A 21580-nucleotide genomic window follows, 5' to 3' on the forward strand; every position below is an offset into this window, starting at 1 on the left:
GCGCCGCGCCTTTATCCGACGATGCGCTGCCGGGATGCCGAAGCGATGATCCGCTGGCTCAAGGAAGTTGTTGGTTTCACCGAACGCGCCGTCTACCGGAACGGCGGCACGATTCATCACGCCGAGCTTGCCTTTGGGCCCTCGATCCTGATGCTCGGCCAAAGCAGGGAGGACGAATACGGCAAGCTCGTCGGCGATATCGGCGGCCGTCGCACGGACGCGCTGTATGTCGCAGTCGACGATCCCGACGCCCTGCATGCGAAGGTCAAAGCCTCCGGCGCCATCATCGAAATGGACCTGCGCGACACCGATTATGGTAGCCGCGACTTCGCCTGCCGGGATCCGGAAGGCAATCTCTGGAGTTTTGGGACCTACCGGCCGAAGGCGGACGAGAGGCCGCTGCGAGCATAGGCCCGCGTCAACCGCCTTCGGTGATACTCCGTAGACCCCTCATCCCTGCGCGAGCGCAATTGCGCTCGTCGCTGGAGGAGCGCGCCTGCGCGCGTCATCGAAGGATGAAGGCCGAGATTCCGCAGCGGGGCCTTCATGGTTCTCCCGGCGATGCGAAGCATCGTCCGGAGACGGCACTTGCGCGCCTCCTCACCATGAGGGTCTATTTACGCCGCGCTGTTCGGCTCATTGTTGGCCGCCGGCGCGGCCTTGGCGCCGCCCTTCGAGACGCCGACGAGTGCCGGGCGCAGCACGCGCTCGCCGATCATGAAGCCGGCCTGTACGACCTGAACCACCGTACCTGCGGGAACGGACGGATCGGGCACTTCGTACATCGCCTGCTGGAAATTCGGATCGAACTTCTCGCCCGACGGATCGAACTTCTTGACGCCGTTCTTCTCCAGCGTGTTGAGCAGCGAGCGCTCGGTCAGCTCGACGCCTTCGATGAAAGCCTTCAGCGCCGGATCGGCGCTGGCCTTGGTCTCGGCCGGCATGGCATCAAGCGCGCGCTGCAGATTGTCGGCGATCTCCAGAATGTCGCGGGCGAAGCCGGTAATGCCGTAGGCGCGCGCGTCGGCGACTTCCTTGGCGGTGCGCTTGCGCAGGTTTTCCATCTCCGCCAGCGTGCGCAGCATCTTGTCGCGCGCTTCCGCCGCTTCCTTCGTCAACGCCTCGACCGATCCTTCCTCGGGATCGTCGGGCATGATGTAGGGTTTTGAGACCACGGGCTCGCCGGTCTGGTTGGCGGGTTGTGCCCCGTCGTCACTCGGCCGGTTGGGATCGGTCATAAGACTGCCTTCTCAAAAACGATTCTGGTTCGATGGGGATTTGCTGAGCGGGATATCGTGCTTTAGGGGCCGAAAATCAAGCGCTCCATAGCGTTTTCGAGCGAAGTGGGCACCGGTTCGCATAGCAATCAAGCTTGCGCAGATTGCGTAGACTTATCTGCGGTAGAAAACGCGTCAAAACGACAAAGCCAGGATTGGGGTCGATTCGTGGCGGATCAGCCGCCCAGCATCCGGCTGACAATGCGGGCGGCATAATCCACGGTCGGAATTACCCGCGCATAGTTCAGCCGGGTCGGCCCGATCACGCCGAGAACGCCGACAATGCGGCGCGAAGCGTCGCTATAGGGTGCGATGATGGTCGAGGAACCGGACAGCGAGAACAGCTTGTTCTCCGATCCGATGAAGATCCGCACGCCTTCGGCGCGCTCGGCCCGGCCCAACAGGTCGATCACGCCGCGCTTGGTCTCGAGATCGTCGAACAGCGACTTGACGCGTTCGAGATCTTCCAGCGCGTGCAAATCTTCCAGCAGGTTGGCATGCCCGCGCACGATCAACTGCCGGTCTTCGTTTTCGCCGCCCGACCAGCTCGCAATCCCCGCCTCGATCACCTTCTGCGTCAATTGATCGAGCTCGATGCGGCTCTGCGCCATCGCGGTTTCGAGTTCGAGCCGCGCTTCAGCGAGCGTTCGGCCGCGAATTCGCGCATTGAGAAAATTGCTCGCCTCCGTCAGGGCCGAGGAAGGCACGCCGGGCGGCAGCGTCAGCACGCGGTTTTCGACCTGACCGTCTTCGCCAACCAGCACGACCAGCGCGCGCTCCGGCTCCAGCCGGACGAATTCGATGTGTTTCAGCCGTGAATTAGATTTGGCGGTCAGCACCACCGCGGCCGCACGGGTCAGGCCGGACAGCCGCGTCAGCGCCTCGCCGAGCGCCGCCTCGACCGACTGCGCCCGCCCGACGGAGGCAAGCTGGCTCTGGATCGATTCCCGTTCAGGTTCGGTGAGGTCGCCGACCTGCATCAAGGCGTCGACGAAGAAGCGCAGGCCGAGTTCGGTGGGCAGGCGGCCGGCCGAGGTATGCGGCGCGTAGATCAGGCCGAGCGCTTCGAGGTCCGACATCACATTGCGTACGGACGCCGGCGACAGCGGCACCGCGATCAGGCGCGAAATGTTGCGCGAACCGACGGGTTCGCCGGTCGCAAGATAGCTCTCGACGATTTGACGAAAAATGTCGCGCGAGCGCTCGTTGAGCTGGGCGAGCCCCGCATGCGGCGCGATCAGGCCAATCGGATCGTGGTGGGCCACTGTTAACTCCCTGATCCCCCTAATTTGTCGATCTCGCGCGCCGATGACAAGCGTCCGCTTCGCATAGCGTTTTCGAGCGAAGTGGCCGCCGGTTCGCGTAGAGAAACGCGTCAAAACAACAAGGTAGAGGTTCGGTTTTGATCGATCAGAACCGAACCTCTACCCCGAAACAAGGCAAAAACCCTTGCCGCTGCCCGTTCCCCCTCCTACAAGCACCGCGAACGAATTTTCGCTCGATTTTGGAAGGATTCCCCATGCGGCCGAGCCGCCGTGCGCCCGATCAGTTGCGCCCCGTGTCGCTGGAACGCGGCGTGGTCAAATATGCCGAAGGTTCCTGCATGGTGAAGTTTGGCGACACCCATGTGCTGGTCACGGCCACCCTGGAAGAACGGCTGCCGCCCTGGTTGAAGGGCCAGGGCCGCGGCTGGGTCACCGCCGAATACGGCATGCTGCCGCGCGCCACATTGGAGCGTACCCGCCGCGAGGCCGCCGCCGGCAAGCAGGGCGGCCGCACCGTCGAGATCCAGCGGCTGATCGGCCGCTCCCTGCGTGCAGCTGTCGACCTCGAAGCGCTCGGCGAGCGTCAGATTACGGTCGATTGCGACGTGATCCAGGCCGATGGCGGCACCCGCACGGCCTCGATCACCGGCGCCTGGGTGGCGTTGGCCGACTGCATCGGTTGGATGAAGAACCGCAGCATGCTGAAAGCCGATGTGCTGCGCGACAATGTCGCCGCGATCTCCTGCGGCATCTATCAGGGCACGCCGGTGCTCGACCTCGACTATGCCGAGGATTCTGAGGCCGAGACCGATGCCAATTTCGTCATGACCGGCGACGGCCGCATCATCGAGGTGCAGGGCACCGCCGAGAAGACGCCGTTCTCTCAAGACGAGTTCCTCGCGCTGATGGAACTGGCGCGCAAGGGTGTCGCGCGTCTGGTGGACTTGCAGAAGCTGGCCGTCGCGTAGTCTGATCGCACATGCACCGTCGAATCACCGGCCGGCTCGTGATCGCGACCCACAATCCCGGCAAGCTTGCCGAGATGCGGGAATTGCTGGCGCCGCATGGCGTCGAGGCAATCTCCGCGGGTGAGCTGGGCCTGAGTGAACCGGAAGAGACCGGCAAGACGTTTCGGGCTAACGCCGCGATCAAGGCGATCGCGGCGGCGAAAGCAGCGCAATTGCCGGCCTTTGCCGATGATTCCGGCCTCGTGGTCGATGCGCTCGATGGCGCGCCCGGAATCTATTCGGCGCGCTGGGCCGGCGAGGGCAAGGATTTTATGGCGGCGATGACAAGGATCGAGCGCCTGTTGCAGGAGCGCGGCGCGACCACGCCCGAAAAGCGCAAGGCGCATTTCGTCTCGGCCCTGTGCGTCGCCTGGCCCGATGGGCATCTCGAAGAAGTCGAGGCCCGCACCGACGGAACCCTGGTCTGGCCGCCGCGCGGCACCGCCGGTTTCGGCTATGATCCGGCATTCCTGCCCGACGGGCACACGCGGACCTTTGGCGAGATGACTTCCATCGAAAAGCACGGCCTGCCGCCGTTCGGACTTGGCCTGTCGCACCGGGCACGGGCCTTCGTCAAACTGGCGGAGATCTGCCTTGGCTAGTCGCGCGCGACCCCGCCCCAAAAATGCCTTCGGCGTCTACGTGCACTGGCCGTTCTGCCTGTCGAAATGCCCCTATTGCGATTTCAACAGCCACGTCCGCCACGCACCGATCGACGAACAACGCTTTGCACGCGCGTTTGCGCGCGAGATCGAAACCACGGCGGCGCGCGCACCGGGGCGGACCGTCACATCGATCTTTCTCGGCGGCGGCACGCCTTCCTTGATGCAGCCGCAGACTGTCGGCGCGATTTTGGATGCGATCGGAAGGCACTGGCGCGTCGCCGGCAATGTCGAGGTCACGCTCGAAGCCAACCCGACCAGCGTGGAAGCGACGCGGTTTCGCGGCTATCGCGCGGCCGGCGTCAACCGGGTTTCCCTTGGCGTGCAGGCGCTCGACGACGCCTCGCTCAAAGCGCTCGGACGGCTGCATACCGCACGCGAGGCGCTCGATGCGGTCGCGATCGCGCGCACCGCGTTCGACCGCTATTCATTCGACCTGATCTACGCCCGCCCCGACCAGACGCCGCGGATGTGGGCGGATGAACTGAAGCTCGCGATTTCCGAAGCCGCCGAGCATCTCTCGCTCTACCAGCTTACGATCGAGGAAGGCACGCCGTTCTTCGGCCTGCATGCGGCGGGCAAACTCAAGACACCGGACGAGGCGGTGGCGCGTGCGCTGTACGACGTGACGCAGGAAGTCTGCGCGCATCATGGCTTGCCAGCCTACGAGATTTCCAATCACGCCCGCGAAGGCGCGGAATGCCAGCACAATCTCGTCTACTGGCGTGGCGAGGAATATGCCGGCATCGGGCCGGGCGCGCATGGTCGCCTCGACATCGACGGCGCACGACACGCGACCGCGACCGAGAAGCGCCCGGAGGCCTGGCTGATGCGCGTCGAGGCCAACGGCCACGGCGTCGTCACCGATGACCACCTCAACAGCGAAGAACGCGCCGACGAATTCTTGCTGATGGGCTTGCGGCTCGCCGAAGGCATCGATCCCGAACGTTATGCGGCACTGTCAGGCCGCGCGCTCGATCCGAGCCGCATCGCCATCCTGCGTGCGGAAGGCGCGATCTCCGTCGACGCCGACGGCAGGCTGCGCGTGACGAAAGACGGCTTCCCGGTGCTTGATGCGGTCGTGGCGGATTTGGCGGCGTAGCGGGAAGCTGTAGCCCGGATGGAGCGCAGCGCAATCCGGGATCATCGCGTGAGCCGGTAGACCTAACCCCGGATTTCGCTTCGCTCCATCCGGGCTACGGTTCGCGACAATAGCTACGCCCCAAAAGTCTTCGGCGATCCGGCGACCGGCGTGCTGCCGCCGCTGGCGACTTTCATCACCGCAAGGCCGCGCTCGTTGGTGCCGTCGGAGCGGAATCGAAACAGCCCGTCGATGCCGGCGAAACCGGACGGGTTGGTCAGCGTCTCCGGCGCAAAGCGCTGGCCGCCCTGCTGCTTCGACAACGCAGCAACCAGCGCGACAGCATCATAAGCTAGCGTTGCGGTGCGCACGGGGTCCGTGCCGTATTTGGCGCGGTAGCGCTCCGAAAAGGCGCGGAAGCCCGACGGATCCGGCGCGGCATAGAGCCCACCCTGCAGCGTCGCGCTCGCATAGACGCGCGGATTGTCCCAGAGGCCTGTGCCGAGCAACTGGATGTTGCGCAAATTCGCGCCCGCCGCGGTCAGGGCCTCCGCCGACGCCACGACGGATTCGCCGTCGTCAGCGATGAACAGCGCGTCCGCCGAGCCGAGTGACTGCGCCACCGTCCGCGCCGCTCCGGCGCGATCGGCGGTGTATTTTTCGAAGGCGACCATGCGCCCCTTGCGGCCGACCGCCTGCTTGAACGCCGCTTCCACCACATTGCCATAGGCGTTGTCGGGCAACAGCGCCGCAAATGATCGCTTTCCGATGCTGGCGGAATAATCCACGATCCGGTTGACGTCGGATTCGGGCAGGAAGCTCAGCAGATAAACGCCGCGTCCGGCGACGCTGGAATCGGTTGAGAACGCGATCACTGGAATGCTCCGCGCGCGCGTCAGTTGCGCGGTCGCCGGCACCGAGGCCGCAAACAGCGGGCCCAGAACGATTTCCACGCCCTCGCCGAGCGCCTGCTGGGTGACCTGCTGGGCGCCCTGCGGACTGCCGCCGTCGTCCTTGATCAGAAGCTGGATGTTCGGATTCTGGAATTCCGCCAGCGCCATCTCGGCTGCGTTCTTCATCGACTGCGCGGCAACGCCGGCATTGCCGGCGGCCGAAAGCGGCAGGATGAGGCCGACCTTGACCTGCCCGGTGCCGACCGCAAGCGGCTGTTGCTGCGTGCCTGGGGGGCCCTCGGGCGCCGACGGGCCGAACGGGTTCGAAATCTGGCCGCCGCTGCAAGCAGCGAGCAATGGCGCGCCGAGAATGAGTCCGACCGCCGTCCGCCGGGTCGGTCCTGACGGCCGAGGATCCGACGATCCAGGCTTACGATTGAGCGGGCCTACCATCTTGTCTCTTCTCTTGACCGACCGCCGTCGGCCAGGATTCCGGCTTTCTGGGCCGAGGCACCTGAACCGCTACTGAACCTGAATGCGGGATTCTGCAATATTGTCGAGGATTAGTTAACCAAAACAAAAGCATTACGGGCCCGCCGGACATTGCAGGCCGCCGGGAACTTCCGCCCTGTCTCCCATCCCGCCGGATATAGCGCTTGCACCAAGACCCCTTTAGATTGCCATTATGCGCGCAAAGCCCAGCTCCAACTACGGGTCTGATACCGAACCGGGTTCGGGCAACAGAACATTTTCGATTGGCGGCCACATTCTGAATGTACCGAAACCGCGTCCTGGCCTCTATCTGGTGGCAACCCCGATCGGCAATCTCGGCGACATTACCTTGCGCGCGCTGGAGACTTTGGCCGGCGTCGACATCATCGCCTGCGAGGACACCCGCATCACCCGCCGCCTGATCGAACGCTACGCAATTTCGGCAGAACTCAAACCGTATCACGAGCACAACGCGGCGATGGCACGGCCGAAAATCCTGGAGCGGCTGGCGCAGGGCGCTTCCATCGCGCTGGTGTCGGACGCCGGCACGCCCCTGATATCCGACCCCGGCTTCAAGCTGGTGCGTGAGGTCTCTGCCGCCGGCCATGCCGTGATCCCGGTGCCCGGTGCGTCCTCGGTGCTGACGGCGCTTTCGGTCGCGGCACTCCCGACCGACCGATTTTATTTCGAGGGATTTTTGCCGGCCCGACACGTCTCGCGGCGGACGCGGCTGGCCGAATTGGCAAGAATCGATGCCACGCTGGTGATGTTCGAATCCGGCAACCGCGTGCAGGAAACGCTCGCCGACCTCGCCGAGATCATGCCCGGGCGCGACGCCGCGATCTGCCGCGAACTCACAAAGCTGCACGAGGACATCAAGCGCGCGCCCATCGCCGAACTGGCAAGGACGGCCGACACGCTGGAAACCCGCGGCGAGTTCGTGCTCGTGATCGGCCAGCCGCACAAGGACGCCGACGTCATGACGCAGCACGACCTCGACGACCTGCTGCGATCGTCGCTGGCGCGCGAAAGCGTCAAGGATAGCGTCGCGCATGCGGTCGAGCTTTCGGGGCGCCCGCGGCGCGAGGTCTATGCCCGCGCGCTGGAGCTTGCGAAAGAGGTAAGAGGCGGCGATGGCGAAGACTGACGGCACTACGCCGCCCGACGTCGGGCCAAAGCTCGCCGCGCCCGAGCGGGTCGCTGCCTTTCGCACCGGGCTTTCCGCCGAAAGCCGCGCCGCCGCCTACCTGATGGCCAAGGGCTACCGCATTCTCGCAAAGCGCTTCCGCACGCCCTATGGCGAGATCGACCTGGTGGCGAGGAAGCGCAATCTCGTGGCTTTCGTCGAGGTCAAGGCCAGAGCCAGCCTTGATGATGCCGCCTATGCCGTGACGCCGCGCCAGCAGGCCCGCATCATCGACGCCGCCCAAGCCTGGTTGATGGCGCATCCCGAGCATGCCGAATTCGAGCTCCGTTTTGACGCCGTCCTGATTGCGCCGCGGCATCTGCCACGCCATCTGTTAGCGGCATTCGACGCCAGCGCTTAAGATTCCCTCCAGAGACCCGGACCTCACTCATGAAACTGAATGTCGCCGTCCAGATGGACCCCATCGCGCGTATCAACATCCGCGGCGATTCAACCTTTGCGCTGCTGCTGGAAGCGCAAAAGCGCGGCCACAGCATTTCATACTATACCCCGGACAAGCTCTCGCTGCGCGGCGAGGAGCTGGCGGCGCCGGTGCAGCACCTCACCGTGCGCGACGAGATCGGCGACCATTTCACGCTCGGCGAGCCCAAGCGCGAGCCGCTCGAAGCCTTCGACGTCATCCTGCTGCGGCAGGACCCGCCCTTCGACCTGGCCTACATCACCTCGACGCATTTCCTCGAGCGCATTCACCCCAAGACGCTGGTGGTGAACAATCCGGCTTCCGTGCGCAACGCGCCGGAAAAGCTGTTCGTGATGAACTTTCCGCAGCTAATGCCGCCGACGCTGATCTCGCGCGACCTCGACGAGATCAATTCGTTCCGCGACCAGCACGGCGCCGTGGTGATGAAGCCGCTGCACGGTCATGGCGGCGCCGCCGTGTTTCGCGTCATGCCGCAGGACATGAATTTCGGCTCGCTGTTCGACATCTTCTCGGTCACCTTCCGCGAGCCCTGGGTGATCCAGCGCTTCCTCCCTGAGGTGAAGCACGGCGATAAGCGCATCATCCTGGTCGACGGCGAATTCGCCGGCGCCGTCAACCGCGTCCCCGCCCCCGACGACCTCCGCTCCAACATGGTGCGCGGCGGCGCCGCGCAGGCGACCGAGCTTTCCCCGCGCGAGCGCGAGATTTGCGACACGCTGGGACCTGCGCTGCGCGAGCTCGGGCTATTGTTCGTCGGCATCGACGTGATCGACGGCAACCTCACCGAGATCAACGTGACGTCGCCGACCGGCATCCGCGCCATCCAGCGTCTCAACGGCCCGGATGTCGCTGCAAAGATCTGGGATACCATCGAGAAGAAGCGCGCCGGGAAATAACTTCCCCTCGCGACCTGTCCAGCGACTCATGCGCAGCGCGCTCATACGCGACCGGACTAAGGCCGGATGAGTTGCGTGCGCCTCCTGCCGGCCGGTTGGAACCGAGGAGGAGAGCCGCGGCGCCGTTCTGCTGCGCCGGGAGCGGTCCCGCTGGATTGCAGGACGCTATCGCCTTGTGATTCCATATTCTACCATCATGCGGCCATTCTTTGGGCAAGACTGCACGGAGCGCTGCCGGATGCTCGACCGGCCACCTTCGGATGACATTGGACGGAAAGGAAACGCCAATGAACTCCACACCTACACCGAAAGAAACAGGACCCCACGATGCCCTGGTCACGGGCGCCGATGAGCGGCTCGCGCACGCCCACGAACAGATCAAGAGCGCGGATGAGCAACTCGCGCGTCTAACTGAACAGCTTGCAAAAATGGAGCGCGAGGCCTCGCATTCGCCTTCGGCCGGACCTGGCCCGCAATCGCCCTCGGCCGAACCTGGCCCGCAATCACCGCCAGGAAGGCTGGCGCTCCGAACCCTCGTCGCCTTGCCCGTGGCGGCGTGCATCATTGTGTCCGCCCTGGTTTTGCAGGCGTCCTATGGCGACGGAGCCAAGCTGGTTGTCGCCCGTTGGGCGCCGCAGCTCGTTTCAGCGCCATCATCGCCGCCGGAAGACCCGCCATCTCCCGCACAGCCCGCGCCGTCTACCGTTCAACTGGCCGCGACGGAGGCAGCACCACCGCAAGCATCACCACCGCAAACAATAACCTTGGCTCAGGCCGCACCACCGCAAGACGCGCCGCCGCCAACTACCGCGCCGCCTCCTGATCAGACTCAGTTGCTGCAAACGATCGCGCGCGACCTCGCGAATCTGGAGCGAACCATCGAACAGCTCAAGGCGAACCAGCAACAAATGGTCAGCGACAATTCAAAAGCCATTGGGGAGCTGAAGGCGAGTCAGGAAGAGATGAAACGTGCGCTCGCGAAGGTATCCGAGCAGAACCCGCCGAAAACGTCAGCGCCCCCGACGCAGCCGGCTCCGACCTTGCGCAAACCAGAGCGGTCGCCGCCACAAGCGAGAGCGCGGCCTCGATACCCAAGGGAGTGGATGTACGACTACTACGATTGGTAGCTGTCGATGCGGTAATCATCGAAATCCTCTCCTGCAACAACGGCTCTACGCGATACGGCGCACCGCGGGCCTGCGCGATGTCATCGTCGCTGTAGCTACGCAGTCTGTGTTGCCGGAAAAATCTGGGATACCATCGAGAACAAGCGCGGCCACCAAATAACGCCGCATCGCGTCATCGCATTTTCACATCCCTGTTGTGCCGTCTCCGCCCACTTGCCAATTTCAGCGAGCGGGCGCAGCCTGCGCCTGCGGATGAATCCGTCCGGGCACGTACTGCAATCAGTAAATTAGTGGAGGAAGACGCATGACGACGAATTTTTCGCGACGGTCTTTGCTTGCGCTCGGCGCAGGACTCGGAATGGGTCTTGGCGCTTCAACGATGCTCGGCGGCAGCGCGCTGGCCAAGGCGCCGAAGCTCGGCACGCAGGCGCCCTACTGGCACCGCTTCATCCTCGGCGACGCCGAAGTGACCGTCGTCTCCGATGGCCCGCTTCCGCTCGGCGATCCCTCCGGCACGTTTACCGGCGTGCCGAAAGAGGAAGTGAAGAAGATGCTGTCCGACAACTTCCTCAATCCGGACAACGTCGTGCTCGAGCAGAATTCGCCGATCGTGAATACCGGCGACAGACTGATCCTGTTCGATACCGGCATGGGCACGTTAAAAGCATTTGGCCCGACCACCGGCCAGCAGCAGAAAAACATGATGGCGGCCGGCATCAAGCCGAGCGATATCGACGCCGTGGTGTGCTCGCACGCGCATATCGATCACATCGGCGGCCTGGTCGGCGCCGACGACAAGCCGCTATTCCCGAACGCGCAGGTCTACATCGCCCAGAGCGATTTCGATTTCTGGACCGATGAAGGCAAGCTCGGCAGTCCTTTAAAGGATTTTGTGATCCACGCCCGCAAGAATCTGCTGCCGGTACGCGACCGCATCGTCTTCATCAAGGACAACCAGGAATTCTTGCCCGGCATCACCGCGCTCGCAGCGCCCGGCCACACCGTCGGCCACACCATCTACATGGTGAGCTCGAAGGGCAAATCGTTCTGCTTCCTCGGCGACCTCTCGCATCACGCGGTGCTCTTGCTGGAGAAACCGCGGATGGAATTCGCCTACGACACCGACCCGAAGCAAGCGGCCGCCTCGCGGGTGAAGATGCTGGACATGCTGGCCGCCCAGAAGATCCCGGTCATGTCCTATCACTTCGCCTGGCCCGGCTACGGCCACGTCGCCAAGAATGGCGACGGTTTCAGGTATTATCCCGAGCCGATGAACATGCAGCTTTGAACGGCTCAGTCTTCCGGGGCGGCTGGTCCGCCCCGGACGTCGCCCGGCCAGCACGCAGCGCTAGGGATACGCCTTCGTTTGCGTAAGCCTTGATCAGCGAATCACGACGTAACGATCACGGAGTCTCCCATTGGCCGAACAACCGCCCGCCAAACCCGATCTCATCTATGAGGACACTGGAGCCATGGCTCCGGTGGTCTATTTCGACATCGTCGGTGCCTACGGCACCATGAACGGCGCGATCGAGGTCGAACTCGCGACTCGCATCCTGGTGCCGAAGCCGGATGGTTCGACCGAAGTGAAATTCATCTCCTCCGGCCGCATCCGCTGCAGCGCCAACGCGGCCGCCAATTTGCGCAACGGGCTGGATGCAGCGCTGAAGATGCTGGAGCAGCCGCAGGGTAGTGCGGCGGCGATTGCGGCGGGGAAGCTGAATTGAGCTCCCCAACCATGTCTTAGGAACCATCGCGCTTCGCCGAAATTGGTCTTTCCTCAGGGAGCAAAGCACCATGAAGCGGATCGCGATCATCCTGAGCGCACTGCTTGGCAGTTATGCGTTCGCCTTGGCACAAGGTTCCCCCAGCGGGCGAGGATCCACGACCGGCGATCCCGCCGCCAGTTCGGCAAACCCCCCGCGCTGCGCCAAACGCAACCACCGGCTCGAGTACATCCAATCCCGGCGGTAGCGGAACGTCTACCTTAGGCAGGAGAGACGACAATGAGGATCAGGGCCGGGACAAGATGCCCGAGAGCGACATGAGCGTCCGGCCACAGGACCAGCAGCCCAATCCGAAATAATATCTCGGCCGATTGGCACCCAGTTTGGAGGCCCGGCAGATGACCAAAGACATGGTAGCGATCGGCGCCGGAATGCTCGTCGTCTGGCTCGCCGTGTGGAGCGTCCGGGGAAATCCCGAGAATGAGAACCCTGCAAAGTCAGAGGCAGTACGCGTTCTCGCCGACGATCCTGCGCTGAAGCTTGTTTCCGAGCAGAGCCCATACATGCGAACGGAGCGCTAGCTGATAGGCCCCCAACGCGCATAATGTTCTCTCAATGTTCTTGACTTGCCCTCCGGTTCCCCGCTACCTTCGATTGCGTGGCGGGGGGGCAGCATGGTTGCGCGGGTATCTACCGTAGCTTTTGAGGGGATCGAGGCCCGCGCGGTCGACGTCCAGGTGCAGGTCGCGCCTGGACTACCGGCGTTTGCAATTGTGGGTCTGCCCGACAAGGCGGTGTCGGAGGCGCGCGAGCGGGTGCGCTCGGCGCTGATCGCCTCGGGGCTGGCCCTGCCGGCGCGGCGGATCATCGTCAATCTGGCGCCGGCCGATCTGCCGAAGGAAGGCAGCCATTACGATCTGCCGATCGCGCTCGGCCTGATGGCTGCGATCGGCGCGATCCCGCCGGATGCGCTCAACGGCTTTACCGTGCTAGGCGAACTCGGGCTCGACGGCTCGATCGCGCCCGTTGCGGGCGTGTTGCCCGCGGCAATCGGCGCGAATGCGCGCGAGGAGGGGCTGATCTGTCCCGCGGCATGCGGAACGGAAGCGGCCTGGGCGAGCCCGGACATCCAGATCATCGCGGCCAAGTCGCTGGTCCAGATCGCCAACCATTTTAAAGGCACGCAGGTGCTGTCGCGGCCGCAGCCGAAGGTGCACGAGCCGGAAGCGACCCATCTGGACTTGCGCGATATCAAGGGCCAGGAAAGCGCCAAGCGTGCGCTGGAGATCGCGGCGGCCGGCGGACACCATTTACTGATGATCGGCTCGCCCGGTGCGGGCAAGTCGATGCTGGCGGCGCGGCTGCCTTCGATCCTGCCGCCACTGTCGCCATCTGAACTTCTGGAAGTGTCGATGATCGCCTCCGTCGCCGGTGAAATCCGCGACGGCGCGCTGACCGCGCGGCGGCCGTTCCGCGCACCGCATCATTCCGCGAGCATGGCTGCGCTGACCGGCGGCGGCCTGCGTGCAAAACCCGGCGAGATTTCGCTGGCGCATCAGGGCGTGTTGTTTCTCGACGAACTGCCGGAGTTCGATCCGCGCGTCCTGGACTCGCTACGCCAGCCGCTGGAGAACGGCGAGGTCTCGGTCTCCCGCGCCAACCACCGCGTTACCTATCCGGCCCGCTTCATGCTGGTCACGGCCATGAACCCGTGCCGCTGCGGCCAAGCCTACGATCCCGGCTATTCCTGCAGGCGCGCACCGGTCGACCGCTGCACCGCGGACTACCAGATGCGCATCTCCGGCCCGCTGATGGACCGCATCGACCTGCGCATCGAGGTACCGGCGGTCACCGCCGCCGACCTGATCCTGCCGCGCCTTCCGAAGGCTCGGCGGAAGTCGCAGCCCGCGTCGCCGCCGCGCGCGACATCCAGCTCGCGCGCTATGCGGCGGCGGGCATGCCGCATATCCGCACCAATGCCGAAGCCCCGGCCTCGCTTTTGGAAACGATCGCGCAGCCAGATGCGCAGGGCCAAAAATTTTTGCGCGACGCCGCCGAAACCATGAAGCTGACTGCGCGCGGCTATCACCGCGTGCTGCGCGTCGCCCGCACCCTCGCCGATCTCGACCGTGCGGAAAAGATCGGCCGGCTGCATCTGGCGGAGGCGCTTTCGTATCGTGCGCTGGCGGAGGATTTGCGGCGCGCGGCGGAGGTCCGCGGCCGCCGGCCGGCCAAGCGACGTCGAATCTCTCGCCTCACTCGCGACCAGGATGCCGCCGCCACAAAAAACAACTCGCGTCAACCCGGCGGTAACTAGTTTCCTTTACCCTCTGCCAACCATAAGTCCCATGTCGCGGGCTTATGGTGAGCGAGTAGCGTGTCATGTTGCGTTTGAATATCCTGGCCTCGGTGATTCCGCTGACAATCGTCGCCCTGTTCGCGCGCGGCGAATTTTTGGCCGGTCCGCGGCCCTGCATCGAAACATCAGGCACTTCCGTCCAGATCGCCACCCTCTCCTGGCAGGCGCACCGGCACGTCAGTTTCACCGGCGATCCAGGCCGCGCGACGGTGCGGGTGCAGATTACCGACAACGCGGAAGCGGCCGACCTCACGGTGATCGACGATATCGAAACGGCCGAAGCCGGCGCCTGCGAGAGCAATGCGCCGCCGCTTCTGGTCGCCATCTCCCGCCATCCATCAGGCTCCGATCCCGTGATCTATCTTTCCAGGGATGGACCGGCCGACTACCGCATCTTCGTGTCATCGAAGAGCTTTTCGCTGCTCGATGCCGCCGCCCTGATCGTCGGCGCTCGCGGCGAGCGCCACCGCATCGAAGCGGCGTCGCTGTAGGTTTGGAGCATGGTCTTTTCGGAAAACCGGTTCCCACTTTTCCGGACCATGCTCGGTTAACCTTTCATTCACCCTGTTCTCATCGCGGCCCGTCATGCGCTGGGAGCCTCAAGCACTTTGCAACATCGGCGACGCATCGTCTGCCCGAGAGAGGCGGCGAACCAGGCCGGTTCAATTCAAGCAGCAAGCTTAGGGTTATTGGCGATGGGGCGGACTTTCCGGATCAAACTTCGCTTTCGCCGCTTCGGCCGCCGTCATCCCTGGCTTACCTTCGCGCTGCGCTCCTTCATGATCTTCTCGGTCGTGTTCGGCGGTGCCTTTGGCTTCATCGCCGGAGCCAAGACAGAAAATTCCGGCTATGATCCGCACTCTTTCGCGATCGGCGTCGCCTTCCTGTTTGCGATCGCCTGCGTCGCGCTCGCCACCTTCAGCGTCCGGCTCCGCCTGTTGCGCAAGAAGATGCGCAAGGTCGCGCTGCATAACGAAGCGTTGGCCGACCGGAACTGGGAATTGCAGGAAGCCGAGCAGCGTACCCGGCGGCTATTCGAATCGCAGGGCGATCTGATCGTTCTGCGCGACGGCGAGGGCCGCATCACCTACGCCAATGATGCCTATTGCGAGCTGGCGCAAATGCCGCGCGACGCGCTGATCGGCAGCCGCTTCAGGCTTACCGTTCTCGAACAGGGCGATACTGCGCTCGAACCGAACGGCACCCGCGTTCACGACCAGCGGATCGAGGGACCGCTCGGCCCGCGCTGGATCGCGTGGCGCGAAGGGCTCGTTCGCAACGACGCCGGAGAGCGAGCGGAAATGCAAAGCGTCGGCCGCGACGTTACCGACCGCACCGAGAGCGAACGCGCGCTGACCGAGGCCCGCGACCAGGCGGACGCGGCAAGCCGCGCCAAGTTGCGCTTCCTCGCGATGGCGAGCCACGAGATCCGCACGCCGCTCAACGGCATCATCGGCATGAGCGGCCTGTTGATGGATACGCCGCTGACGCCGGAACAGGCGACCTACGTCAAGGCGGTGAAGACCTCCGGCGACGCGCTGCTCTCGCTGATTGAGGAACTGCTGGATTATTCCAAGATCGAGGCCGGCAAGATCGATCTAGAACATCGCCCGTTCGCATTGTCGGGTCTAATTGAGGACATCACCGAGTTGCTGGCGCCGCGTGCGGAAGCCAAGAAGATCGAGGTGGCCGCCTATGTCGACGAGCGGCTGCCGACGCACGTGATCGGCGACGCGGCGCGCTTGAGGCAGGTACTGCTCAACCTCGCCGGCAACGCGATCAAGTTCACCTCGACCGGCGGTGTCGCCCTGATCGTCGAGCCCGGTATCTGGCCCAATGAAATCAGCTTCCTGGTGCGCGACACCGGTATCGGCATCGCTCCCGAAGCGCGCGAGCGGATCTTTCGCGAGTTCGAGCAGGCCGACGAAAAGATCGCTCGCAGCTACGGCGGCACCGGTCTCGGCTTGAGCATCTCTGACCGCATCGTCAAGCGCATGGGCGGCCGCATCACGCTGGAGAGCACGCCGGGCATCGGCTCGACATTCGAAGTGTCGCTTCCCCTTGCCGCCGCGGGCGGCGAACAAATCTCATTTGCGGCGCCGGATCTTTCCGGCCACTCGATCATGCTGGTCTCGCCCGCGAGCATCGAGGCCTCGCTGACCGCGCGACGGCTGCAGCGCTGGGGCGGGCAGACCTGCATGGTATCAGACATCAACGTCGCAGAGGCCCTGCTGCCCGAGCGCGCCTGGCACGCGGTGCTGATCGATCACGCGCTGGGGCTGGCCGAAATCGAACGGCTTGGCGATGCCGCCCGCCTTCATGCCACCCAGCGCATCGTGATGTTCACGCCGGCGACGCGGCACGAAATGCAACCGTCCGCCACTTCCGCCCTCACCGGCTATCTGGTCAAGCCGCTGCGCGCGGCCTCGCTCGCGGCCCGCCTGACGGCTGCGCCTGAAGTGGCCGCGCCCAGTCTGGATCCGGCCATCGACCCGAGCGAGACGCCGGCCGCGCCGTCGGCCAAGGGCCTGTCGATCCTGGTTGCCGAGGACAACCAGATCAATGCGCTGTTGATCCGATCGCTGCTCGGCCGGCTCGGCCATCACGCCGTCATCACCACCGACGGCGCCGAGGCGCTGGAGTCCTGGCTCTCGGCGAAATCCGCCGGCAGCCCCTACGATCTCGTCCTGATGGACATCCAGATGCCGCAGCTCAACGGCATCGAAACCACCAAGCGGATTCGTACCCTTGAATCCGGCGAGCCGGGCAGCCGGACGCCGATCCTTGCGCTCACCGCCAACACGCTGGTGGAAGATCGCTACGCCTGCTTCGAAGCCGGCATGGACGGATTCTTGATCAAGCCGCTCGACCGCGAAAAACTCGCCGAGGCGCTTGCCGGGCTCATCGCGTCACGGCACATGGCGGCGTGAGGCATTGAAGGATTTGTAGGGTGGGCAAAGCGACCCCGTCCGCCGTAGCTCAACGAGCGAAGGCGGAAGCGTGCCCACCATGTCAGCCACCGATCGGATAGATGGTGGGCACGGCGCAAGGGCGCATTTGCCCACCCTACGACACTACAGCCGCCGCAGCGCCACCGTCTCGACGAGGTGATCGGCGCGCTTTTTCAGGATCAGCGTCGCGCGCGGCCGGGTCGGCAAAATATTGTCCTCGAGATTGGCGAGGTTGGTGCGTTCCCAGATCGCGATCGCGGTCGCGGTGGCTTCCTCGTCGGAGAGCACCGCGTAGCGATGGAAGTAGGATTTGGGATCGTGGAACGCGGTGTCCCTGAGCGCAAGGAAACGGCGCACATACCATTCGCGCAGCACCGGCTCTTCGGCATCAATATAGACGGAGAAGTCGAAGAAGTCGGACACCACGGGCACCGCCTTGCCGTCGCGCGGCAGTCGGCCGGTCTGCAGCACGTTGACGCCCTCGACGATCAGGATGTCCGGGCGATCGACCTCGATCCACTCGTTCGGCACGATATCGTAGACCAGATGCGAATAGACCGGCGCGCGCACCGGCCGGCGGCCGGCCTTGATATCGGAAAGAAACGCCAGCAGCATCGGCAGGTCGTAGCTCTCGGGAAAGCCCTTCTTCTGCATCAACCCCTGCCGCTCGAGCACAGCATTGGGATACAGGAAGCCGTCTGTTGTCACTAGGTCGACCCTGGGCCGGGGCGACCAGCGCGCCAGCAGCGCCTGCAGCACGCGCGCGGTGGTCGATTTGCCGACCGCGACCGAACCAGCGACGCCGATGATGTAGGGCACCTTGCGGTCGCGGATGCCGAGGAACTGGCGCTGCGCCTGGTAGAGCCGGTGGGTCGCATCGACGTAGATCGACAACAGGCGCGACAGCGGCAGGTAGATGTCCTCGACCTCCTGCAGGTCGAGGCGATCGTGCATCGAGCGCAGCCGCTCGAATTCGCCCGGCTCCAGCGTCATCGGCGTGTCGTCGCGCAACCGCGCCCACTGCTCGCGCGTGAAGATGCGGTAGGGATTGTATTGTTGGTCGGGAGCCCGGATATCCATGCGCCGTCCTCTCGGTCAATCGCGCTTGCGCGATGCCTTCTCCTCAAGCCCGGACATCGACGTCCGCTGCGCCAGCGCGGCTTCGACCTCTTCGAGCTTCACGCCCCGCGACTTCAACAACACCAGCAAATGAAACAGCAGGTCGGCGCTTTCGGCAATCAGGTGGCTACGGTCGTTCTCGATCGCTGCGATCACGGTCTCGACCGCTTCCTCGCCCAGCTTCTTGGCGCAGTGCTCGGCGCCCCTGTCGAGCAATTTGCGGGTGTAGGACGCCTCTCCTCCCGATGCGGCCCGTGCATCGATGGTGGCGGCCAAATCGTGGATCGTGAAACGCGACATCAACCGAACTCAACACTCGCGCCCGACCAAAGTCCGGGTCGCCGTCCCGGACAAGGACTTAGCACTTTTGTGACATGGAGTCGTCAGGGATCGAGCCGCATCGGCAGCCCGGCGCGCACCATATGCTCCTTGGCTTGGCGTATGGTAAATTCGCCGAAGTGGAATATCGAGGCCGCCAGCACCGCGGTGGCGTGGCCCTGGCGGATGCCGTCGACGAGGTGGTCGAGATTGCCGACGCCGCCGGAGGCGATAACCGGTACGGGAACACTGTCGGCGACGGCCTGCGTCAGTGGCAGGTCGAAGCCTTGCCGCGTGCCGTCGCGGTCCATCGAGGTCAACAGGATCTCGCCGGCGCCGAGCGACACCACTTCCTGCGCGTATTCGATCGCGTCGATCCCGGTGGAGTTGCGCCCGCCATGGGTAAAAATCTCCCAGCGGTCCGAGCCGCCGCCGCGCTTGACCCGCTTGGCGTCGATCGCGACCACGATGCACTGCTCGCCGAATTTTTCCGCCGCCTGCTTGACGAATTCACGGTTAGAGACGGCGGCCGAGTTGATCGAGACCTTGTCGGCGCCGAAGCGCAGCAGCGTCTTGATATCCTCGATGGTGCGCACCCCGCCGCCGACCGTCAGCGGCATGAAACAGGCTTCCGCCGTGCGCCGCACCACATCCAGCATGGTGCCGCGGTTTTCGTGGGTGGCGGTGATGTCGAGGAAGCACAATTCGTCGGCGCCGGCGGCGTCATATGCAATCGCCGCCTCGACGGGATCGCCGGCGTCGCGCAGATCGACGAAATTGACGCCCTTGACCACCCGGCCGTCCTTGACGTCGAGACAGGGGATGACGCGGACCTTGAACATGCGAAATCTCCTAGGCCGCCGCGGCGCGCGCGTTGCGGATCAGCGTCAGGGCTGCGGCAGGATCGAGCCGGCCGTCATAGAGCGCGCGGCCGGCAATGGCGCCGCCGAGCTTTTTGGCGCGCGGCTCGAGCAGCGCCTTGACGTCCTCGATCGAAGCGAAACCGCCGGACGCAATCACGGGAATGGAAATGCGTTCTGCGAGCGCAATCGTGGCATCGAGGTTGAGGCCCTTCAACAAGCCGTCGCGCGCGATATCGGTGAAGATGATGGCCGCGACGCCGGCATCCTCGAACCGCTGCGCGATTTCCAGCGCGGTCACCTGCGAGGTCTCGGCCCAGCCTTCCACTGCAACCTTGCCGTCGCGCGCGTCGAGTCCGACCGCGACGCGGCCGGGAAATTTTTTCGCCGCACCCTTCACCAGTTCCGGATCGCGCACCGCCGCCGTGCCGATGATCACGCGCGCAATGCCCTTGTCGAGCCAGGCATCCACAGTCTTGAGATCACGGATGCCGCCGCCAAGCTGCACCGGCATGGTGACCGCCTTGAGCATCGCCTCGACCGCCCGCGCGTTCATCGGCTTGCCGGCAAAGGCACCGTCGAGATCGACGACGTGGAGATATTCAAACCCTTGCTCGGCAAAAGCGCGCGCCTGCGCCGCGGGATCGAGGTTGAACACGGTCGCGCGCGCCATGTCTCCCTGCTCGAGGCGCACGCATTGGCCGTTTTTCAGGTCGACGGCAGGAAAGAGGATCACGGCTTCCACTTCAAAAAGTTCGAGATCAGGGCCAGACCAAAACGCTGGCTCTTCTCGGGGTGAAACTGCGTGCCGACGGCGGTGTCCTTGCCGACGATCGCGGTCACCGGCCCGCCGTAATCGGCGCGTGCCAGCACGTCCGCTTCGTTCGACGCGTTGAGATGATACGAATGCACGAAATAGGCATGGCGGCCCTTCGGTCCGAGCGGCAGGCGCTCCAGCACCGGGTGCTCACGGATAGGGTCGAGCGTGTTCCAGCCCATGTGGGGAATCTTCAGATTTTCCTCGCGCGGGGAAATCTTCTCGACGTCGCCCTCGATCCAGTTGAAACCGTTGGTCGTGACGTGCTCCTTGCCGCGCGTCGCCATCAACTGCATGCCGACGCAGATCCCGAAGAAAGGCCGCGCCTTGACGCGAACCGCTTCGGTCATGGCTTCCAGCATACCATCCACGGCGTCGAGACCGCGGCGGCAATCGGCGAAGGCGCCGACGCCGGGCAGCACGATGCGATCGGCGCGGTACACGATATCAGGATCGCGCGTCACCATGACCTTCTGCGGCTCTTCCATGCCCCGCGAGGCGCGCTCGAAGGCCTTTGCCGCCGAGTGAAGATTGCCGGAGCCGTAATCGATGATCGCAACGGTCATCGTGGCCCTCCCGGCTCCGGAAACAAACCGATGATTCCGCCTTGCGGCAACGGCGGCGGCGGTTTGGAGAACGACTGGCCCGGAATGTTGCGGGTTGGCGGCGGTGCGCCGCGATCAATCGCGTACTGGTCATTGGTGAAGCCACGCTGCCTAGCAGCCCAGCGCTCGAAGAAGCGGCGCTCAGCCGCTTCCTGGTCGTCGGCGACGACGACGTCTAGCTGGCGCCATTTGCGCCGAGATAGTGTCCAGCGCCGCAGGCTCGCCGCTTCGAGCCCCATCAGAATGGCGATCAGGACGTCAACGATGAAGATCGTGCCGCGGCTGGCGCCGAGCGCCGACATCCCGAGGTGGATCGCAACTATCAGAATGATCCAGCCGATCAATGCCAGCCAAAGCCGATGCCAGAGCAGCCAAATCACGCTCGCAACCGCAGCCCAGAAATGGAAGCCGTCGCGAACGAAGACGAATTTATCGGCTGCCGCCAAGTCGGCGCCGTCACCCACGGGGGCATGCACTGTATAAACCCGCATCGTAG

At 64.4% G+C, this 21580-nt stretch carries 22 protein-coding genes and 1 pseudogene; 14 read left to right on the plus strand and 9 right to left on the minus strand.

Annotated elements, in window-relative coordinates; genetic code table 11:
* The first annotated feature begins 21 nt into the window (after window positions 1–21).
* On the plus strand, window positions 22–411 hold the full coding sequence (locus RX328_RS00790; RefSeq protein WP_213252616.1) for a VOC family protein: 390 nt from the start codon (window positions 22–24) through the stop codon (window positions 409–411).
* A 206-nt stretch (window positions 412–617) separates the two neighbouring features.
* On the opposite strand, the gene grpE is transcribed toward RX328_RS00790, so the two are convergent.
* Together grpE and hrcA are read right to left on the minus strand one after the other, a co-directional pair.
* Window positions 618–1238: a nucleotide exchange factor GrpE gene (gene grpE / locus RX328_RS00795; protein WP_213252561.1), complete on the minus strand. Its 621-nt coding sequence runs from the start codon at window positions 1236–1238 to the stop codon at window positions 618–620.
* A gap of 215 nt (window positions 1239–1453) precedes the next feature.
* Window positions 1454–2542 carry a heat-inducible transcriptional repressor HrcA gene (gene hrcA, locus RX328_RS00800; protein ID WP_213252562.1) on the minus strand — a complete coding sequence of 363 codons (1089 nt, stop codon included), beginning with the start codon at window positions 2540–2542 and terminating at the stop codon, window positions 1454–1456.
* 254 nt (window positions 2543–2796) lie between these two features.
* Here hrcA and rph point away from each other — a divergent pair, with 254 nt between their 5' ends.
* Genes rph through hemW form a run of 3 tightly spaced genes read left to right on the plus strand, consistent with a single transcriptional unit; the run spans window position 2797 to window position 5313 of the window.
* Entirely contained in the window at window positions 2797–3510 is a 714-nt protein-coding gene (gene rph / locus RX328_RS00805) for a ribonuclease PH (RefSeq protein WP_213252563.1), read from the plus strand.
* A gap of 11 nt (window positions 3511–3521) precedes the next feature.
* A complete protein-coding gene (gene rdgB, locus RX328_RS00810) occupies window positions 3522–4151 on the plus strand; it encodes an RdgB/HAM1 family non-canonical purine NTP pyrophosphatase (RefSeq protein WP_213252564.1) in 630 nt (209 codons plus the stop codon).
* On the plus strand, window positions 4144–5313 hold the full coding sequence (gene hemW / locus RX328_RS00815) for a radical SAM family heme chaperone HemW (RefSeq protein ID WP_213252565.1): 1170 nt from the start codon (window positions 4144–4146) through the stop codon (window positions 5311–5313). Before rdgB ends, hemW begins: the two co-directional genes overlap by 8 nt.
* 113 nt (window positions 5314–5426) lie before the next feature.
* Here hemW and RX328_RS00820 read toward each other — a convergent pair whose 3' ends face one another.
* Complete coding sequence (locus tag RX328_RS00820) at window positions 5427–6638, minus strand: penicillin-binding protein activator (RefSeq protein WP_213252566.1); 1212 nt, start codon at window positions 6636–6638, stop codon at window positions 5427–5429.
* A 232-nt stretch (window positions 6639–6870) separates the two neighbouring features.
* Between RX328_RS00820 and rsmI the strand changes: the two genes are divergently transcribed.
* The 10 genes and pseudogenes from rsmI to RX328_RS00870 all read left to right on the plus strand — a co-directional run bounded on the left by rsmI (window position 6871) and on the right by RX328_RS00870 (window position 17344).
* Window positions 6871–7824, plus strand: a complete 954-nt coding sequence (gene rsmI / locus RX328_RS00825) for a 16S rRNA (cytidine(1402)-2'-O)-methyltransferase (RefSeq protein ID WP_213252567.1) — start codon at window positions 6871–6873, stop codon at window positions 7822–7824.
* Entirely contained in the window at window positions 7811–8224 is a 414-nt protein-coding gene (locus tag RX328_RS00830) for a YraN family protein (protein WP_213252568.1), read from the plus strand. Before rsmI ends, RX328_RS00830 begins: the two co-directional genes overlap by 14 nt.
* Before the next feature lie 29 nt (window positions 8225–8253).
* Entirely contained in the window at window positions 8254–9201 is a 948-nt protein-coding gene (gene gshB, locus RX328_RS00835; protein ID WP_213252569.1) for a glutathione synthase, read from the plus strand.
* Window positions 9202–9467: 266 nt separating this feature from the next.
* Window positions 9468–10328 carry a hypothetical protein gene (locus tag RX328_RS00840; RefSeq protein ID WP_213252570.1) on the plus strand — a complete coding sequence of 287 codons (861 nt, stop codon included), beginning with the start codon at window positions 9468–9470 and terminating at the stop codon, window positions 10326–10328.
* Window positions 10329–10632: 304 nt separating this feature from the next.
* Window positions 10633–11616 carry an MBL fold metallo-hydrolase gene (locus RX328_RS00845; protein WP_213252571.1) on the plus strand — a complete coding sequence of 328 codons (984 nt, stop codon included), beginning with the start codon at window positions 10633–10635 and terminating at the stop codon, window positions 11614–11616.
* A gap of 130 nt (window positions 11617–11746) precedes the next feature.
* The gene (locus RX328_RS00850) at window positions 11747–12055 is read left to right on the plus strand and encodes a hypothetical protein (RefSeq protein ID WP_249726562.1); all 309 of its coding nucleotides are present in this window, start codon (window positions 11747–11749) and stop codon (window positions 12053–12055) included.
* A gap of 398 nt (window positions 12056–12453) precedes the next feature.
* The gene (locus tag RX328_RS00855; protein WP_213252572.1) at window positions 12454–12636 is read left to right on the plus strand and encodes a hypothetical protein; all 183 of its coding nucleotides are present in this window, start codon (window positions 12454–12456) and stop codon (window positions 12634–12636) included.
* A 93-nt stretch (window positions 12637–12729) separates the two neighbouring features.
* Window positions 12730–14264: pseudogene (locus RX328_RS00860) on the plus strand (YifB family Mg chelatase-like AAA ATPase); the annotation flags it as partial.
* Between the two features lie 173 nt (window positions 14265–14437).
* Window positions 14438–14905 carry a hypothetical protein gene (locus RX328_RS00865; RefSeq protein ID WP_213252573.1) on the plus strand — a complete coding sequence of 156 codons (468 nt, stop codon included), beginning with the start codon at window positions 14438–14440 and terminating at the stop codon, window positions 14903–14905.
* 204 nt (window positions 14906–15109) lie between these two features.
* Window positions 15110–17344: a PAS domain-containing hybrid sensor histidine kinase/response regulator gene (locus tag RX328_RS00870; RefSeq protein ID WP_213252574.1), complete on the plus strand. Its 2235-nt coding sequence runs from the start codon at window positions 15110–15112 to the stop codon at window positions 17342–17344.
* Between the two features lie 144 nt (window positions 17345–17488).
* Here RX328_RS00870 and coaA read toward each other — a convergent pair whose 3' ends face one another.
* From coaA to RX328_RS00900, 6 genes are all read right to left on the minus strand, one after another.
* On the minus strand, window positions 17489–18445 hold the full coding sequence (gene coaA / locus RX328_RS00875) for a type I pantothenate kinase (protein ID WP_213252575.1): 957 nt from the start codon (window positions 18443–18445) through the stop codon (window positions 17489–17491).
* A 15-nt stretch (window positions 18446–18460) separates the two neighbouring features.
* Window positions 18461–18784, minus strand: coding sequence for a phosphoribosyl-ATP diphosphatase (locus tag RX328_RS00880; protein ID WP_213252577.1), 324 nt, complete (start codon window positions 18782–18784; stop codon window positions 18461–18463).
* 83 nt (window positions 18785–18867) lie between these two features.
* On the minus strand, window positions 18868–19644 hold the full coding sequence (hisF, locus tag RX328_RS00885) for an imidazole glycerol phosphate synthase subunit HisF (protein WP_213252578.1): 777 nt from the start codon (window positions 19642–19644) through the stop codon (window positions 18868–18870).
* 10 nt (window positions 19645–19654) lie between these two features.
* Window positions 19655–20407, minus strand: coding sequence for a 1-(5-phosphoribosyl)-5-[(5-phosphoribosylamino)methylideneamino]imidazole-4-carboxamide isomerase (gene hisA / locus RX328_RS00890; RefSeq protein ID WP_213252579.1), 753 nt, complete (start codon window positions 20405–20407; stop codon window positions 19655–19657).
* The gene (gene hisH, locus RX328_RS00895; RefSeq protein WP_213252580.1) at window positions 20395–21045 is read right to left on the minus strand and encodes an imidazole glycerol phosphate synthase subunit HisH; all 651 of its coding nucleotides are present in this window, start codon (window positions 21043–21045) and stop codon (window positions 20395–20397) included. The genes hisA and hisH overlap by 13 nt, the downstream gene beginning before the upstream one ends.
* Window positions 21042–21575 (minus strand): DUF2628 domain-containing protein, encoded by a 534-nt coding sequence (locus RX328_RS00900; RefSeq protein WP_213252581.1) that lies wholly within the window; start codon window positions 21573–21575, stop codon window positions 21042–21044. The genes hisH and RX328_RS00900 overlap by 4 nt, the downstream gene beginning before the upstream one ends.
* Window positions 21576–21580 lie beyond the last annotated feature (5 nt).

This window comes from Bradyrhizobium sp. sBnM-33, assembly GCF_032917945.1.
Classification (GTDB): Bacteria; Pseudomonadota; Alphaproteobacteria; order Rhizobiales; family Xanthobacteraceae; genus Bradyrhizobium.